This is a genomic window from Roseovarius sp. MS2 (assembly GCF_051447875.1).
Lineage (GTDB): Bacteria > Pseudomonadota > Alphaproteobacteria > Rhodobacterales > Rhodobacteraceae > Roseovarius > Roseovarius mucosus_A.
Genome location: NZ_JBKHVF010000001.1, coordinates 3,884,400 through 3,899,343, shown reverse-complemented (window position 1 = coordinate 3,899,343; position 14,944 = coordinate 3,884,400). Strand labels below are relative to the sequence as shown.

Below are 14,944 nucleotides of genomic sequence, written 5' to 3'. Positions count from 1 at the left end.
TGGGCTGGGCGCTAAAACTCGGACCGGATCCCGAGCGTGATCGAGGTTTCCTCGACATCGAAACGGCTGATGTTGGATTCGCTGCGTTCGGTGGTCACGGAGAGGGTGGGCACAAAGCCCATGTAGCCCCAGTCGTTGAACGTGGCCGTGACCCCACCGAACACCGAAGTGTCATCACGCCCGCCCGGCACGACGATGAACCCAACCTGATAGCTGGAATAATCCAACTGGCTGATGCCAAGCGAGAATTCGAGGTTTGCCGGGCCAAGGGCGCGGCCCATCTGATAGCTGGCAATACCGGTCCATTGATCCGAGGCGCGGTTGACGCCATTGCTGTCAGTGTCGCGATACTGCACCTGAAATCCGATCTGACCGCCCCCCGTCAGGTTGATGCCCAGACCGGCAAAGCCGGTGGCGACGGTGCTGTCGGCCCCGCGCGGGCTCTCGTAGAGTTGATCCTCGAAGCTGGCCCCGAAACTGAGCTGCAGGCGCGCGCCCAGGCGCTGATGCCGCGTGGCCCCGACCCGCGCAAAATCATAGAGCGGATCCCCCCCATACCAGACGCGCCCACCGTCGAGGTCGAATTTCCAGGTCACGGCCTTGGATGTGCCGCGAAGATACTGGCTGAGGCCCAGTTCCAGCACGGTTGAGGACAGATCATCACCGCTGAGCCCCGGCACCGGGTCTGAGATATCGACCCGCCGCGCGTTGACCCGGCCACGAAGCCGCGTCTCGTGGGTCTCGCTCTTGCTTAGGCGATAGGAGAGGGCGGCCTGTGCGGTGGTGACAAAGCCCGAAAGCGCCTGTGCCGAGGGGCTGAGAGTGCCCACCACCGGCACGCCGTCGATCACATTGAGCGGGCTGTTGGCGCCGTTGTTCACATTGTCCGAGGGCGTGGTGGAAAAGCGAAAGTCGAACCGCAGCGGATTGCGCGCGCGCACGTTCTGAAAGGCGGTGACGGTCTGGGCGCGGGCCACCTCATCGGGGGCGTGATCAACCGCGCGGCGCAGCCAGAATTGCGAGCCGGTGAATCTGTCATCGGCAAAGCTGAGCTGGGCCGCGAGATTGGCGGCCTGAAAGCGCTGTTCATCCGTTTTGGCGTGCCAATAGGCAAGAGCCGCTTTCTTTTCCGCCGCGCCATAGGCCTTGGCCTGCGAGAGCGCCAAAGCCTGATAATAATGCGCGCGGGGATTGCGGCGGTCGGCCTGCAAGAGGCCTTTGCTGAGGTCATAGGCAAGGCGAGGCTGGCCTGCGCCCAGCGCCTGAGCGGCCAAGGCGTCGGCCTGGGCGAGGGTGAGGTTGGCCGGCGTTGCCGCGCCAATCCCTGCCAGACCGAGCGCCGAGAGAAAGACCCCCGCGCGCAGCAGGTGCCGGATATGACGCGGTCTGAGTGCGAAGCCTGTCTGCGCCTTGGTGTTCAGAGTTGCGGTCATCCCGCCGCCTCTAGCGATCAAGCACGAAGATTCCGGTTTCCAGTTCGTTGTTCAGTCCGAGCGGATTGCCCGGCCCGTCGAATTCGTTGAGTTTGATCCCGCCAGCGACTTCTGTTGCGCCGGTGCCGCCAAATACGCCGGCGGAAGAACCAATACTGGTGCCGGTCACACGGTCGGCGGGAAAGGCGGATTGATCGTATTCAACCGTTCCACTGAACGTGCCGCCCTCGGTGATCTCTGCGTTGATCAGAACGAGCGACGGCAAATCAATCACGACGCCACCCGGTGTTTCGGAGAGGCGACGGTTGATGATATTGCCCTCGATCTGGCGATCCCCGAAATTCGCGCGCAGCACCACATCGCCTTGGGTCGATGCGGCCTGGGTGGGGATCAGTTCCGGGGCAAGTCCGGCGGGGGGGGCAGCAAGTCGCCCCCTTGGGAGTCAAGGTTGGTTATGCCAACATAGCGGCCAGTATAGACCACCTCGCCACTTGTCGGCTGGGTGTAACTGCCGGTTCTCTCAAAGAAGGCCCCGGTAAAGAAGCGGTTGCGCGGCCCGCCGGTGGCGGCAACCCCGGCAGTCACGGCACCCGAGGTCTGGCTTTGGGCGGCAAAGGCGGTGCTGTGGCGCGACGCGCCGTCTTGCTGGATTGTGTAGGCTTGATAGCCCGGCACGTCGAGCGCTGCGGCGCGGTTATAGGTAACCGGGTCAGTTGTGCCGTCAAAAGAAAGCCCTTCGACGGTCAGTGTCTGGGTCACGGGATCGAATGCGACCCCGGTTACATCCTGTGCGATTTCGGCCGGCACGCTGCTGCCCGCAGGGGGCGGTGTGGTGGTGTCGTCGTCTTCGCCTCGACCGTCAAACGGGTTGGATGATCCGCCACCCCCACAGCCGCCCAACAGGGCAGCGGCCATCAGGCCTGCCACGATGTGTTTCATGATGAGACTGCCCTCAATATATGTTTATTGTTTGTTTTGCGGCCAGCCTCAGGCCATTGCATTTAAAAGTCAATTCCCGATACATCTGCGGATTGCAAAAACTGCTGTGCTGTGGCGCATGGGCAAACACCCGATATGGGCTTTGCGTGGGGGGTATCCCCAAGATATAGTGATCTCCGACTCGTTCTTGTGATGAAAGGCCTCGCCATGCCCCTCTCTCCTGACCAAAAGGCCGAAATCGACGCGCAGCGCGCTCAGAGCCATAGCACCCTGCGCGCCACGGCGGCGGGGATGGAACAGCATCTCTACACCGCCTATCCGGTGCTTGATCACGGCTTTGTCCGGGTGATCGACTATATGGGTGATGATGCCGCCATCGTGCAGGCGGCGCGCGTGAGTTATGGCGCGGGCACCAAACATGTGCAGAATGATGAGGGGCTTATTCGCTATCTCATGCGTCACTGGCATTCGACGCCGTTCGAGATGTGCGAATTGAAGCTGCATGTGAAACTGCCGGTATTCGTGGCGCGGCAGTGGATTCGGCATCGCACCGCCAATGTGAATGAATATTCCGCGCGCTATTCGATATTGGATCGCGAGTTCTACATTCCCGCGCCCGATATGCTGGCGGCGCAATCGACCACCAACAATCAGGGGCGGGGGGCCGCGCTTGAGGGCGAGGAGGCGCAGCGCGTGTTGCGCATCCTGACCGAGGACGCGATGCGCTGCTATGACCATTACGAGGGCATGATTTCGCAAGAGGGCCAGCAGGGGCTGGCACGGGAATTGGCGCGGATGAACCTGCCCGCCAATATCTATACGCAATGGTATTGGAAGGTCGATCTGCACAACCTTTTGCATTTCCTGCGCCTGCGCGCGGATGCCCATGCGCAATATGAAATCCGGGTCTATGCCGAGGAGATTTGCCGCCTTGTGGCCGATTGGGTGCCCTATGCCTATAAGGCGTTCGAGGATTACCGCATGGGCGGGGCGAATTTGTCTGCCCCCGCGCTGGAGTGCGTGCGGCGGATGCTGAAAGGCGAGGTCGTGACGCAAGAGACCTCGGGCATGAGCAAGGGGGAATGGCGGGAGTTTGAGGGGGTGATAACATGACTAATCTTCCTTACATCGCTTCACCTGGAAATATTCAGCGCGCTCTTGATGGGATAATTCAGGCTCCGGTTCCGGATCGGGTAAGCCAAGATTTTGTAAAATCAATTCTAAAGATTACAGGTAGTTCAGGTGACCAAGTGACCAGTTTTCTCAAGAAAATTGGATTCGCAGACCCATCAGGCTCCGCGACAGACATATATCGGAAATTTCGCAACTCAGCTTCGCGCGGAACGGCAGCTGCGCAAGCGCTAAAACACGGCTACGCAGAGTTGTACAAGCACTCTGAGTATGTTCACACCATGGACGACAATGAAATTGAGGGTTTGATCGTCCAGGTTACAGGTTCAGCTGCTAATGCTAGGAACGTGAAGTTAACACTAAACTGTTTCAAGAACTTAAGAGTGTATGCCGACTTCAATTCCGGCGAAGCTAAGTTACCTGATTTCCAAGACAAAAAAGAAAATACGGATCGCCAAGAACCAATATCGAGTAAGCGCATTCACCGGGAAGCGCAAGGAAGCTTCGGTTTGAATTTGGGTTATACAATCAATATCAACCTTCCGACTACGACTGACCAAGAAGTATTCAACGCGATTTTCAAGTCAATAAAACAGAATCTTTTGACTGACGACGATGCCTAAGAGACCCGACGGATACTTGAGAGCATTTGGTATGAGCGCTGGTCAGATGACAAGCGAACTTCGGAGCTTGGAGAAAAGGCTGGATTTGGAAATATTAGACTCGAAACGCGAGAGAGTTGCGAAGAAAACTGAAAACTATGAGCAGTTTGAAGCCGACTTGCGCAAGGAGGCGGCTGATATGGCGGAACTCTACGAGGTTTTTTATTGCTTGGAGAATTCGATTAGAAGGCTCGTTTCAGCAATGCTATTCGAAGCAGAGGGAGTCAATTGGTGGGACAGTGATAGAGTAAATGAGGATCGAATTAAACGTCCCTGTAAAGATCGGCGAAGCAAAGAAGTTGACCATGCCGTTACTCCGAGGTCTGATCAACTCATCGATTACACAACATTTGGAGAGCTTTCTCAATTAATCACGGACAATTGGGATCTGTTTGAAACGGTGTTTGCCTCAAAAAAGGCAGTTTCGAAAATTTCAACTGAACTAAACTTGCTTCGAGGCCCAATCGCGCATTGTAATCCGACCGATGCACTTGAAAAGGAACGCTTAGCTTTAGCCGTTAAATCTTGGTTCTTGATTCAATCGTGAAGTCGAACCCATGCGTAGGGTGCGCAATGAATGCGCACCCTACGCATGGGTGTGGTGCCGGTGGAGATGGTGCGCAATGAATGCGCAGCCTACGGGGCGAGTGCGGTGGAGCGCATAAAGGCGCGGGTCATGGCCAATCGGCGGGGCCGTCGCGGTGGATCGAGGAATAGGGCCAGGCCTCGGGGCGGTCGGCCAAGCCATGTTTGACCGGGTTGATCCAGCAGTGGCGGATTGCGGCGGTTTTGTCCGCTTCGCTGCGGAGATGATGTTCCCAGAACCGCCGCTGCCAGATCCCATGCTCGCGCCGGGCCGCGTGGCTGGGGCGGCGCGGTGTGGGGGGCATGGCGCGCGAGAACCGGGCTTTGATCACGCTCCAGCGGGTCGAGAAATCCCTATCACCGTCCGGCAGGGTCCAGACACAGTGCATATGGTCGGGCAGCACAACCCAAGCGTCAATGGCGAAGGGCCGTTCGGCTTTGGTGCGCCGGACCGCCGCGCGCAAAGCTGCGATTTCGCGGGTGAGCAGCTGTGAGTGTCGGTTGGCGAGTGTCACGGTGAAAAAGACGCAGGCCCCGGCAATCTGGGGGCGGATGTAATTGGACATGGCTTCAGAGAACCATGGCAGGGTTAAGAAATCGTTGCTGGCCTTGGAAGGGGGCGGTGCCGAGGCCCCGGAGCGCCGCGCCAGCAAGCCTCAGCCCCCGCCCGTTACGTGGCGTGCCAGTCGAGCGGGAATCCGGGGTCAAAGACGGTGACGGGCCCGTCGGCGGTGTCGATCTTTTGGGGGTATGTGACCGGATCGCCTTTGGTCAGGGTCAGCGTGGTCTCATTGGCGGGCAGGCCATAGAAGGCAGGGCCGTTGAGGGATGTGAAGGCCTCAAGCTGCGCAAGCGCGCCCTCTTCTTCGAACACATGCGCAAGGATGGACATCGTGTTGGTGGCGGTGAAACAGCCCGCGCAGCCACAGGCGCTTTCCTTGAGCGGGTCGATATGCGGCGCGCTGTCGGTGCCCAGGAAAAAGCGCGCATCGCCAGAGGTCGCGGCGGCGCGCAGGGCAAGGCGGTGCTCTTCGCGTTTGGCCACGGGCAGGCAGTAGTAATGCGGCTTGATCCCGCCCACGAGGATATGGTTGCGGTTGATCACAAGGTGATGGGTGGTGATCGTGGCCCCAAGATCGCGGTCATGGGCGCGCACATAGTCCACGCCATTGGCGGTGGTGATATGTTCCATCACCACGCGCAAACCGGGGGTGGCGCGGCGCACGGGATCGAGCACGCGGTCGATAAAGACCGCCTCACGGTCAAAAATGTCAACGCTGGGGTCCGTCACCTCGCCATGCACGCAGAGCGGCAGGCCGATTTCGGCCATTTTCTCGAGCACGGCGCGCACTTTGTCAAAGTCGCACACACCGCTTGCGGAATTGGTGGTGGCACCGGCGGGGTAAAGTTTGACCGCAGTCACAAGCCCGCTGGCATGGGCGGCGGCCACATCCTCGGGGTCGGTGTTTTCGGTGAGGTAAAGGGTCATCAGCGGGGTGAACTCCGCGCTCTCGGGCATCGCGGCCATGATCCGCGCGCGGTAGGCGGCGGCATCCTGCCCCGTGACCACTGGCGGCACCAGATTGGGCATCACGATGGCGCGCGCAAAATGCCGCGTGGTTTCAGGCAGGACGGCGCGCAGCATCGCGCCATCGCGCAGATGCAGGTGCCAATCGTCAGGGCGGCGGAGGGTCAGGATCTGGCTCATGCGCTTGCGCATACACAATCGCGCGGGCCAAGACCAGAGGCGGATCAGAGGGTGTTAGTCGTCTGATTGGTCTGGTTGCTGGCCTTTGGTCTGCACATGCTTGAGCGCGCGCCGGAAGCGCGGGCCGCCGACGCCGCGGCCAATGGCGTTGCGGCAATGCAGGACGGTCAGGGCATCGCGTTCGTCCGCCATGAGCCGCTGCAGCACATTGGCGAGATAGGGCGTATCCTCGCGCCGTTTGCGGTAGAGCTGTGCAAGGCTGAGCCGCGTCAGGCGGTTGGCGCTGACTTGGGCCAGCAGGCGGAACAGCACGCCCATGCGCAGCAGCGCCGGTTCGATCTGATACCCCAGATAGCGGGTACGGAATTTCATCACATTGGAGCGGGTGAAGAGGGCGGCATGCATGGCGTCCAGCTCGACCTCGGGATCGTAGATGAGCACGGCAGAGGCCGCGGCATCCAGCATGTCAGGGGCATAGCCGTAGCGGTCGCAGAACGAGACCCGCCGCATGCGCAGGAATCGGTCGTCCCATTCGGCGACGCGCGGATCGAGCGTGGCTTGGGGGCTGAGCATGACGACCTTGGCGCCGGGGGCCGCGACTGAAAAGGCCGCCGCCGCATAGCCGCAGGGGCCTGCACCGTAAAAGATTACCTGTTCGAAATCGTCAAAGAAGCCATCGTCGATCAGCCGGTCGAAATACCCATAGACCCGCTTGTCGCGAAACCATGTGTCGCGCTCGCTGATGAGGCAGAGATGCGACCAGCCCAACGCCTTGGTCAGGGCCCAGCCCAGCGGCTGCGCCTGCGGCGAGAGCGTGGGCAATCGATGAAACGCCTCGAAAGACACGAGCAGCGTGGGCTTGCGTTCGATCAGCACGGCGGCGTGTTTATCGCCCAGACGTTCGGCATAGCCATCCTCACCCGCAAGCTCGTTGGCGCGCTCGCACCAGGCGGCCCAATCCAGACCGGAGAGGTCGGCGTCAAAGATGTCGGCATTGTCCTGCATGGTCGCTCTTGTCCTCGGTCGTAGCGGCACCGTTCGAATGCGGGCCTGTTGAGACGGATCATGCCGGTGAAATCAGGCAAAACTTTGGAGAAACCATGGGTATTCCGGGGGCGGGGCATCCAAGCCCTACCATAGCCGCCCTTGACCCGCCGGGGGTTGCGATGCAGTTCTGGTGCAAGCGAGGGCGACGGGAGGCGACAACGTGCAAAAACCCACATCCATTGACGCGGTGCAAAGTCTTTTGGCCGGGCAGGATTATGTCTGTGGCCGGGCCTTGGGCACGGTGACCTATCTGGCGCTGACGCTCGGTCGCCCGCTCTTTCTGGAAGGGGAGGCGGGCACCGGCAAGACCGAGATCGCCAAGGCGCTGGCACGGGCGTTGGGGCGGCGATTGATCCGGTTGCAATGCTACGAGGGGTTGGACGCGGCAAGCGCGGTTTATGAGTGGAATTTCACCGGGCAGATGATCGCCATCCGCGCCGCCGAGGCATCGGGGGGCGTGGACCGCAGCCATCTCAAGGATGAGCTTTTCACGCAAGAGTTCCTGATCGAGCGTCCGCTCTTGCAGGCGATGCGCCCACAACCGGGTGGCGCGCCGGTGTTGCTGATTGATGAAATCGACCGCACCGATGAGCCGTTCGAGGCATTTTTGCTGGAAGCGCTCAGTGATTTTCAGGTGACGATTCCAGAGCTTGGCACGATCCATGCGCCGGAGCCGCCGATTGTTATCCTGACGTCCAACCGGACCCGCGAGGTGCATGATGCGCTCAAGCGGCGCTGTCTGTATCACTGGGTCGACTATCCGACCTTTGATCGCGAGATCGAGATTTTGCAGGCCCGCGCGCCTGAGGCCGCAGAGGTTTTGAGCCGCGAGATCGTGGCCTTTGTGCAGCGGTTGCGCACCGAGGACCTGTTCAAGAAGCCGGGTGTGGCGGAAACGATTGACTGGGCCAAATGCCTGCTGGCGCTGGATGTGATCAGCTTAAGCCCCGAGGTGATCGCCGATACGCTGGGCGCGATTTTGAAATATCAGGACGATATCGCAAAATTGCAGGGCTCCGAGGCCAAGCGCCTGCTGGATGAAGTACGGGCGGGGTTGGAGCCCGCGTAATGTTTCAGCTGGCTCAAAATACCTCGGGGGTGTGGGGGCAGCGCCCCCACGTCGCGCCATGACCGACTATGCGCCGCTTGACCTGCCGGACGACCCGAAACTCACGCATAACATCACGCATTTCGCGCGGGCCTTGCGGGCGGCGGGGGTGCCGGTTGGCCCCGGGCGGGTGATTGACGCAATCCGGGCGGTGGCGATGGCGGGCTTTTCCAGCCGGATTGATTTCTTTTACACGCTGCGCGCCTGTCTGGTGACGCGACCCGAGCATCTGCTTGTTTTTGCGCAGATTTTTCGTCTCTACTGGCGTGATCCGCGCTATGTGGAACATATGATGGCGATGATGCTGCCCGCCATTCGCGGCGTGCAGGAGGACCGTAGCGCGCAGGCGGCCGAAAAGCGCGCGGCAGAGGCGCTGTTGGATGGGGTGATGCGGGATGCCCCCCAAATCGACGAGCGCGACGACGATGAGGTCAAGATCGAGATCGACGCCACGGCCACGATGTCGGGCGAGGAACGGTTGCGGCGGCTTGATTTCGAACAGATGAGCACTGCGGAAATGGCGCAGGCCAAGCGCATGTTGGCGCGGCTTACACTGCCGGTGAAGCCCTTTGCCTCGCGGCGGGGTATGGCGGCGCAGAGCGGCGCGCGGCTGGATGCGCGGCGCACGCTGCGTGCGGGGCTGCGCCATGGCGGAGAATTGCGCCGCTTGCATTGGCAAAAGCCGCGCGAGCGCTGGCCCAATCTTGTGGTGCTTTGCGATATTTCAGGTTCCATGAGCCAATACAGCCGGATGGTTTTGCATTTTCTTCATGCTGTCGCCAATACCAAGGGGGCGGGCTGGGCGCGGGTGCATGCCTTTACCTTTGGCACGCGGTTGACCAATATCACCCGGCAACTGGCAACGCGGGATGTGGATGCGGCCCTTGCTGCCGCTGGAAAACAGGCGCAGGATTGGGAGGGCGGAACCCGGATTGGGGCCTGTCTGCATGCGTTCAATCGCGATTGGTCGCGGCGGGTGATGGGGCAAGGCGCGGTGGTGCTTTTGATCACCGATGGGTTGGATCGCGACGCGCCCGAGGCGCTGAGCCACGAGATGGAGCGGCTGCATCTCTCGGCGCGGCGGCTTATCTGGCTCAATCCGCTGCTGCGCTGGGAGGGGTTCGCGCCCAAGGCCCAAGGGATCAAGGCGATGTTGCCGCATGTCGATGCGTTCCGCGCGGGGCATTCCATCGCCACGTTGGAGGAGCTGGCCGAGGCCATTTCGCGCCGCGACGACAGTGGGGAAAAGGCACGGCTGATGGCGGCGATGCAAGGGAGATGAGCAAGATGGACCGTTTTGACGATATCCCGGAGACAGCCCTTGCCTGGCATCGGGCAGGCAAGGGGGCGGCCTTGGCCACGGTGGTCGAGACCTGGGGCAGCGCGCCGCGCCGGGTGGGCAGCCAATTGGCGATTTCTGGCGCGGGCGAGATTGCCGGGTCGGTTTCGGGAGGCTGTGTCGAGGGGGCGGTTGTGGTCGAGGCAGTGGAGGCCATCGAGACGGGCAAGCCGGTGCTCTTGGACTATGGCGTATCGGATGGCGATGCCTTTGCCGTGGGGCTGGCCTGTGGTGGCACCATTCGGGTGTTGGTGGAGCCCATCGGATCAGTGATGCCCGAGGCGCTGCTGAGCGATCTGGTTTTGGCGCGGGATGCCCGCGTGCCGGTGGCCTATGTCACCGGGCCGGATGGGCGGCGGCTGGAGCGCGAGGGGCATGGCGCGCGGTTTCGCATGGACCGCTCTGGCTTTGAGGAGGATGGCGCAACCTTTGTGGCCATTCACAACCCGCCCCTGCGCCTGATCATCGTCGGGGCGGTGCATATTGCCCAAGCGCTGGTGCCGATGGCGCGGATTGCCGGCTATGATCCGCTGCTGATTGATCCGCGCGAGAGTTTTGGGTCGGAGACGCGGTTTCCGGGTGAGACGGTGGTGCAGGACTGGCCCGATGAGGGGGTGCGCGCCTTTGGTCTGGATGCGCGCAGCGCGCTGGTGCTGTTGACCCATGACCCCAAGCTGGATGATCCGGCGCTGATCGAGGCGCTGCGTTCTGAGGTGTTTTACATCGGCGCGCTGGGATCGACCCGCACCCATGCCAAGCGGGTGGCGCGGTTGCAGGAGGCGGGATTTTCAGAGGCGGAGATTGCGCGCATTCATGGCCCCATCGGTCTGGATATCGGGGCGGCGGGCCCATCGGAAATCGCGGTGAGCATCCTTGCCGAAATGACGCGCGTGTTGAGGAAAGGCGCATGAAATTTGGCCCCGTGCCGCTGGACCGGGCCGAGGGGGCGATTCTTGCGCATTCCGAACAGGTGGGGACAGGGCGGTTGCGCAAAGGGGCTGTGCTTGACGCCGATCAGATCGCGGCGTTGCGCGCGGCGGGGTATCGGGCGGTCACAGTAGCGATGCTGGATCCCGAGGACATGCATGAAAATGACGCGGCGGCGGCATTGGCGGCGGCCTTGGCCGAGGGGGCCGAGGCGATGACGTGCAGCGCGCCCTTTACAGGCCGGGTCAATCTGATTGCGGCGCGGCCCGGTGTGGTCTGTCTTGATGTGGCGGCGATCCATGCCGCCAATGCGGTTGATCCGATGATCACCGTGGCCACCGTGGTGCCGCATCATCAGATCCACGAAGGCGGTATGATCGCGACGGTCAAGATCATCGCCTACGGCGTGCCAAGGGCGGCGCTGGAACGCGCGGCCGAGGCGGCGCGGGGCGCGGTGCGGCTGGCGGTGGCGCAGTATCGCACGGCAAGCCTGATCATTACAGATGTCCCCGGCGGGCCGGGGGACAAGGGGCGCGATGCGATTGCGGCGCGTGTCACCGGGCTGGGCATGGAGATGGTGGACACGCTGATCTGCCCGCATGACGAGGCAGCGCTGGCGGCTGCGATCACCCGCGCCAAGGGCGAGATCGTGCTGATTCTGACCGCTTCGGCCACGTCGGACCCGTTTGACACTGCCCCGCAGGCGCTGCGCGCGGCGGGCGGAGAGGTGGAGCGGTTCGGCATGCCGGTAGATCCCGGCAATCTGCTTTTTCTGGGGCGCTTGGGGGCGCGGCCTGTTATCGGCCTGCCCGGATCGGCGCGCAGCCCGGTGCTGCACGGCGCTGATTGGGTTTTGGCGCGGGTGGCCTGTGATCTGCCCTGCGGAGCGGCAGAGATTGCGGCGATGGGCGTCGGCGGCTTGCTCAAGGAAATTCCCACCCGGCCCCAGCCGCGCCGGGGCGGGCGTGGCTGAGGGGCAAGAAACCGGGTTCTCAAGGGGCAAGAGGCATGCTTTAGTCGCACTGGACAGCGGGGCCTTTCCTACTAAGGTCTCATGAGGAGACGGACAATTCAAACCGGGAGGAGCCAATGCCTGAGGTCAAAATGACCGTGAATGGCAAGCCAGCGTCGGGCCAGATCGAGGGCCGCACGCTTCTTGTCGAATTTCTGAGAGAGTCCCTTGGCCTGACAGGCACGCATGTGGGCTGTGACACCAGCCAATGTGGCGCCTGCGTGGTGCATGTGGATGGCAAGGCCGTGAAATCCTGCACGATGTTTGCCGCCGAGGCCGAAGGTGCCGAGATCAAGACCATCGAAGGCATGGCCGAGCCGGATGGCACGCTGCATCCGATTCAGCAGGCGTTTCAGGATCATCACGGCTTGCAATGCGGGTTCTGCACGCCCGGTATGGTGATGTCGGCGGCGGCGCTCTTGGCAGAGAACCCGACGCCAAGTGAGTCTGAGGTGCGCGATTACCTCGAGGGCAATCTTTGCCGCTGCACGGGCTATCACAATATCGTCAAGGCGATTTTGGCGGCCAGTGGTCAGGACGTGAGCCGGATCGCGGCGGAATAAGGCGTATTAGGGGGCGCTGCCCCCGCGCCTGCGGCGCACCCTCGGAGTATTGGGGGAATGATGAAAGCGCTGCGGGTTTGATGGGGGAAACCCCGCATCATTCAGGGAGGAGAATGTCATGCCAAAAGACGGCGGCATTGGCGCCAGCACCAAGCGGCGCGAGGATATCCGGTTTCTGACCGGGAATGGCAATTACACCGATGACATCAATCTGCGCGGGCAGGCCTATGTGCATTTCCTGCGCTCGGATGTGGCGCATGGGCGGCTGAACAAGGTCGACACGCGCACGGCAGAGAGCATGCCGGGGGTGTTGCGGATTTTCACCGGCGCGGATTTCGAAGGCGTGGGCGGGCTGCCCTGTGGCTGGCAGGTCACCGACCGGTTTGGCGAGGTCATGCAAGAGCCGGGGCATCCGGTGCTGGCGCGCGGCAAGGTGCGCCATGTCGGCGATCCGATTGCCGCCGTGGTGGCCGAGACCTATGCGCAGGCGCGCGATGCCGCCGAGGCGATTGAGCTCGACATCGAGGAATTGCCGGCGGTTGTGGACATGAAGAAGGCGCTGGAGGCGGGCGCGCCGCTGGTGCATGACGAGTTGAAGAACAACCTCTGTTATGATTGGGGGTTTGTCGAAGAGAACAAAGGCGCGGTGGATGAGGCCTTTGCCAAGGCGGCCCATGTCACCACGCTGGAACTGATCAACAACCGGCTGGTGGCCAATCCGATGGAACCGCGTGTGGCGGTGGGCGATTTCAACCGCTCAACAGGCGATTCGACGCTTTACACCACCAGTCAGAATCCGCATGTGATCCGCTTGCTGATGGGGGCCTTTGTGCTGGGTATCCCCGAGCACAAGCTGCGCGTGGTGGCGCCCGATGTGGGTGGTGGATTCGGATCCAAGATCTTTCACTATGCGGAAGAGGCGTTTTGCACCTTTGCGGCCAAGGCGCTCAACCGGCCGGTGAAATGGACCAGTTCGCGGTCCGAGGCCTTTATGACCGATGCCCATGGGCGCGATCACGTGACCAAGATCGAATTGGCGCTGGATGCCGAGAACAACTTTACCGCCGTTCGCACCGATACTTATGCGAATATGGGGGCGTATCTGAGCACCTTTGCGCCCTCGGTGCCCACCTGGCTGCATGGCACGCTGATGGCGGGGAATTACCGCACGCCGCTGATCTATGTGAACGTCAAGGCGGTGTTCACCAACACGGTGCCGGTAGATGCCTATCGTGGCGCGGGCCGCCCCGAGGCGACCTATCAATTGGAGCGGGTGATCGACAAGGCGGCGCGGGAATTGGGGGTTGATCCCATCGCGCTGCGTCGTCAGAACTTTATCACCCAGTTCCCCTATGCCACACCCGTGGCGGTGGAATATGACACCGGCGATTACCATGCCACGATGGACAAGCTGGAAGAGATCGCGGATTTCGGTGGTTTCGAGGCGCGGCGTGAGGCAAGTGCCGCCAAGGGCAAGCTGCGCGGTCTGGGCATCAATTGCTATATCGAGGCCTGCGGCATCGCGCCCTCGAACCTTGTCGGGCAATTGGGCGCGCGTGCGGGTCTTTACGAGAGTGCGACGGTGCGGGTGAATGCCACCGGCGGGCTGGTGGTGATGACCGGCAGCCATAGCCACGGGCAGGGGCACGAGACCTCTTTCGCGCAGGTGGTGGCCGAGATGATCGGCATTGACGCCAATATGGTCGAGATCGTGCATGGCGACACCGCCAATACGCCGATGGGCATGGGCACCTACGGGTCGCGGTCCATCGCGGTTGGTGGCTCGGCGATGGTGCGTGCGACCGAAAAGATCATCAACAAGGCCAAGAAGATCGCGGCGCATCTGATGGAGGCCTCGGAGGCCGATATCGAGCTGAAAGATGGCAAGTTCAGTGTTGCGGGCACGGATAAATCGGTAGCCTGGGGCGATGTGACCCTCGCCGCTTATGTGCCGCATAACTATCCGCTGGCGGATATCGAGCCGGGTTTGGAAGAGACGGCGTTTTATGATCCGTCGAATTTCACCTATCCCTCGGGGGCCTATGCCTGTGAGGTTGAGGTGGACCCGGACACAGGGAAAGTCACGATCGAGCGTTTCGCCGCCGCTGACGATTTCGGCAATATCATCAATCCGATGATCGTGTCGGGGCAGGTGCATGGCGGCATTGGTCAAGGGATTGGTCAGGCCTTGCTGGAATCCTGCGTCTATGACGAGAACGGTCAACTTCAGACGGGCAGCTACATGGATTATGCCATGCCGCGTGCCGATGATGTGCCGTTCTATCAGGTGGATCATTCCTGTCAGACGCCCTGCACGCACAACCCCTTGGGTGTGAAGGGCTGTGGCGAGGCCGGGGCGATTGGCAGCCCGCCTGCGGTGGTCAATGCGGTGATTGATGCGCTGCAACGGTCGGGGCGGAACATCACCCATATTGATATGCCGCTGTCGCCGTCGCGCGTCTGGCAAGCGATGCAAGGGTAAGGAGAGCG

The 14,944-nt window shown here is 61.6% G+C and carries 15 protein-coding genes; 9 read left to right on the top strand and 6 right to left on the bottom strand.

The genetic code is table 11. The annotated features are described in order from the left end of the window. Positions 1–11: 11 nt before the first annotated feature. From ACLGGT_RS18995 to ACLGGT_RS18985, 3 genes are read right to left on the bottom strand one after another with little or no spacing between them, the layout of a single operon-like run. Complete coding sequence (locus ACLGGT_RS18995; RefSeq protein WP_437197251.1) at positions 12–1,433, bottom strand: hypothetical protein; 1,422 nt, start codon at positions 1,431–1,433, stop codon at positions 12–14. A gap of 10 nt (positions 1,434–1,443) precedes the next feature. Then, positions 1,444–1,788, bottom strand: coding sequence for a hypothetical protein (locus ACLGGT_RS18990; RefSeq protein WP_437197250.1), 345 nt, complete (start codon positions 1,786–1,788; stop codon positions 1,444–1,446). Positions 1,789–1,823: 35 nt separating this feature from the next. Then, positions 1,824–2,372, bottom strand: a complete 549-nt coding sequence (locus tag ACLGGT_RS18985; protein ID WP_437197249.1) for a hypothetical protein — start codon at positions 2,370–2,372, stop codon at positions 1,824–1,826. A 207-nt stretch (positions 2,373–2,579) separates the two neighbouring features. On the opposite strand from ACLGGT_RS18985, the gene thyX reads away from it, so the two are divergent. The 3 genes from thyX to ACLGGT_RS18970 are packed head-to-tail and all read left to right on the top strand — an operon-like array spanning position 2,580 to position 4,712. Beyond that, complete coding sequence (thyX, locus tag ACLGGT_RS18980) at positions 2,580–3,485, top strand: FAD-dependent thymidylate synthase (RefSeq protein ID WP_437197248.1); 906 nt, start codon at positions 2,580–2,582, stop codon at positions 3,483–3,485. Then, positions 3,482–4,126: a DUF5343 domain-containing protein gene (locus ACLGGT_RS18975; RefSeq protein ID WP_437197247.1), complete on the top strand. Its 645-nt coding sequence runs from the start codon at positions 3,482–3,484 to the stop codon at positions 4,124–4,126. The genes thyX and ACLGGT_RS18975 overlap by 4 nt, the downstream gene beginning before the upstream one ends. A gap of 31 nt (positions 4,127–4,157) precedes the next feature. Continuing rightward, positions 4,158–4,712: a Swt1 family HEPN domain-containing protein gene (locus ACLGGT_RS18970; RefSeq protein ID WP_437197246.1), complete on the top strand. Its 555-nt coding sequence runs from the start codon at positions 4,158–4,160 to the stop codon at positions 4,710–4,712. A 127-nt stretch (positions 4,713–4,839) separates the two neighbouring features. Here the strand turns inward: ACLGGT_RS18970 and ACLGGT_RS18965 are convergent, their stop codons facing one another. The 3 genes from ACLGGT_RS18965 to ACLGGT_RS18955 form a co-directional block, all read right to left on the bottom strand. Next, positions 4,840–5,316, bottom strand: a complete 477-nt coding sequence (locus ACLGGT_RS18965) for an REP-associated tyrosine transposase (RefSeq protein WP_437197430.1) — start codon at positions 5,314–5,316, stop codon at positions 4,840–4,842. Positions 5,317–5,420: 104 nt separating this feature from the next. After that, positions 5,421–6,458: a dihydroorotase gene (gene pyrC / locus ACLGGT_RS18960; protein ID WP_437197245.1), complete on the bottom strand. Its 1,038-nt coding sequence runs from the start codon at positions 6,456–6,458 to the stop codon at positions 5,421–5,423. A gap of 54 nt (positions 6,459–6,512) precedes the next feature. Beyond that, positions 6,513–7,463: a phosphoadenosine phosphosulfate reductase gene (locus tag ACLGGT_RS18955; RefSeq protein ID WP_081506378.1), complete on the bottom strand. Its 951-nt coding sequence runs from the start codon at positions 7,461–7,463 to the stop codon at positions 6,513–6,515. A 202-nt stretch (positions 7,464–7,665) separates the two neighbouring features. On the opposite strand from ACLGGT_RS18955, the gene ACLGGT_RS18950 reads away from it, so the two are divergent. The 6 genes from ACLGGT_RS18950 to ACLGGT_RS18925 all read left to right on the top strand — a co-directional run bounded on the left by ACLGGT_RS18950 (position 7,666) and on the right by ACLGGT_RS18925 (position 14,936). Continuing rightward, a complete protein-coding gene (locus ACLGGT_RS18950) occupies positions 7,666–8,574 on the top strand; it encodes an AAA family ATPase (RefSeq protein ID WP_081506377.1) in 909 nt (302 codons plus the stop codon). 58 nt (positions 8,575–8,632) lie between these two features. Then, the gene (locus ACLGGT_RS18945) at positions 8,633–9,895 is read left to right on the top strand and encodes a vWA domain-containing protein (protein WP_151979088.1); all 1,263 of its coding nucleotides are present in this window, start codon (positions 8,633–8,635) and stop codon (positions 9,893–9,895) included. Positions 9,896–9,900: 5 nt separating this feature from the next. Then, entirely contained in the window at positions 9,901–10,863 is a 963-nt protein-coding gene (locus ACLGGT_RS18940) for an XdhC family protein (RefSeq protein WP_437197244.1), read from the top strand. After that, positions 10,860–11,852 carry a molybdopterin-binding protein gene (locus tag ACLGGT_RS18935; protein WP_008283200.1) on the top strand — a complete coding sequence of 331 codons (993 nt, stop codon included), beginning with the start codon at positions 10,860–10,862 and terminating at the stop codon, positions 11,850–11,852. The genes ACLGGT_RS18940 and ACLGGT_RS18935 overlap by 4 nt, the downstream gene beginning before the upstream one ends. Positions 11,853–11,968: 116 nt before the next feature. Then, on the top strand, positions 11,969–12,454 hold the full coding sequence (locus ACLGGT_RS18930) for a (2Fe-2S)-binding protein (RefSeq protein ID WP_422000881.1): 486 nt from the start codon (positions 11,969–11,971) through the stop codon (positions 12,452–12,454). Positions 12,455–12,572: 118 nt separating this feature from the next. Then, positions 12,573–14,936 (top strand): xanthine dehydrogenase family protein molybdopterin-binding subunit, encoded by a 2,364-nt coding sequence (locus ACLGGT_RS18925; protein ID WP_008283197.1) that lies wholly within the window; start codon positions 12,573–12,575, stop codon positions 14,934–14,936. Positions 14,937–14,944 lie beyond the last annotated feature (8 nt).

Bases quoted from the DNA above. Each gene is read 5' to 3' on its own strand.
- ACLGGT_RS18995 (WP_437197251.1), bottom strand. From the start codon at position 1,433: ATGACCGCAACTCTGAACACCAAGGCGCAGACAGGCTTCGCACTCAGA.
- ACLGGT_RS18985 (WP_437197249.1), bottom strand. From the start codon at position 2,372: ATGAAACACATCGTGGCAGGCCTGATGGCCGCTGCCCTGTTGGGCGGC.
- thyX (WP_437197248.1), top strand. From the start codon at position 2,580: ATGCCCCTCTCTCCTGACCAAAAGGCCGAAATCGACGCGCAGCGCGCT.
- ACLGGT_RS18975 (WP_437197247.1), top strand. From the start codon at position 3,482: ATGACTAATCTTCCTTACATCGCTTCACCTGGAAATATTCAGCGCGCT.
- ACLGGT_RS18970 (WP_437197246.1), top strand. From the start codon at position 4,158: ATGAGCGCTGGTCAGATGACAAGCGAACTTCGGAGCTTGGAGAAAAGG.
- ACLGGT_RS18965 (WP_437197430.1), bottom strand. From the start codon at position 5,316: ATGTCCAATTACATCCGCCCCCAGATTGCCGGGGCCTGCGTCTTTTTC.
- pyrC (WP_437197245.1), bottom strand. From the start codon at position 6,458: ATGAGCCAGATCCTGACCCTCCGCCGCCCTGACGATTGGCACCTGCAT.
- ACLGGT_RS18955 (WP_081506378.1), bottom strand. From the start codon at position 7,463: ATGCAGGACAATGCCGACATCTTTGACGCCGACCTCTCCGGTCTGGAT.
- ACLGGT_RS18945 (WP_151979088.1), top strand. From the start codon at position 8,633: ATGACCGACTATGCGCCGCTTGACCTGCCGGACGACCCGAAACTCACG.
- ACLGGT_RS18940 (WP_437197244.1), top strand. From the start codon at position 9,901: ATGGACCGTTTTGACGATATCCCGGAGACAGCCCTTGCCTGGCATCGG.
- ACLGGT_RS18935 (WP_008283200.1), top strand. From the start codon at position 10,860: ATGAAATTTGGCCCCGTGCCGCTGGACCGGGCCGAGGGGGCGATTCTT.
- ACLGGT_RS18930 (WP_422000881.1), top strand. From the start codon at position 11,969: ATGCCTGAGGTCAAAATGACCGTGAATGGCAAGCCAGCGTCGGGCCAG.
- ACLGGT_RS18925 (WP_008283197.1), top strand. From the start codon at position 12,573: ATGCCAAAAGACGGCGGCATTGGCGCCAGCACCAAGCGGCGCGAGGAT.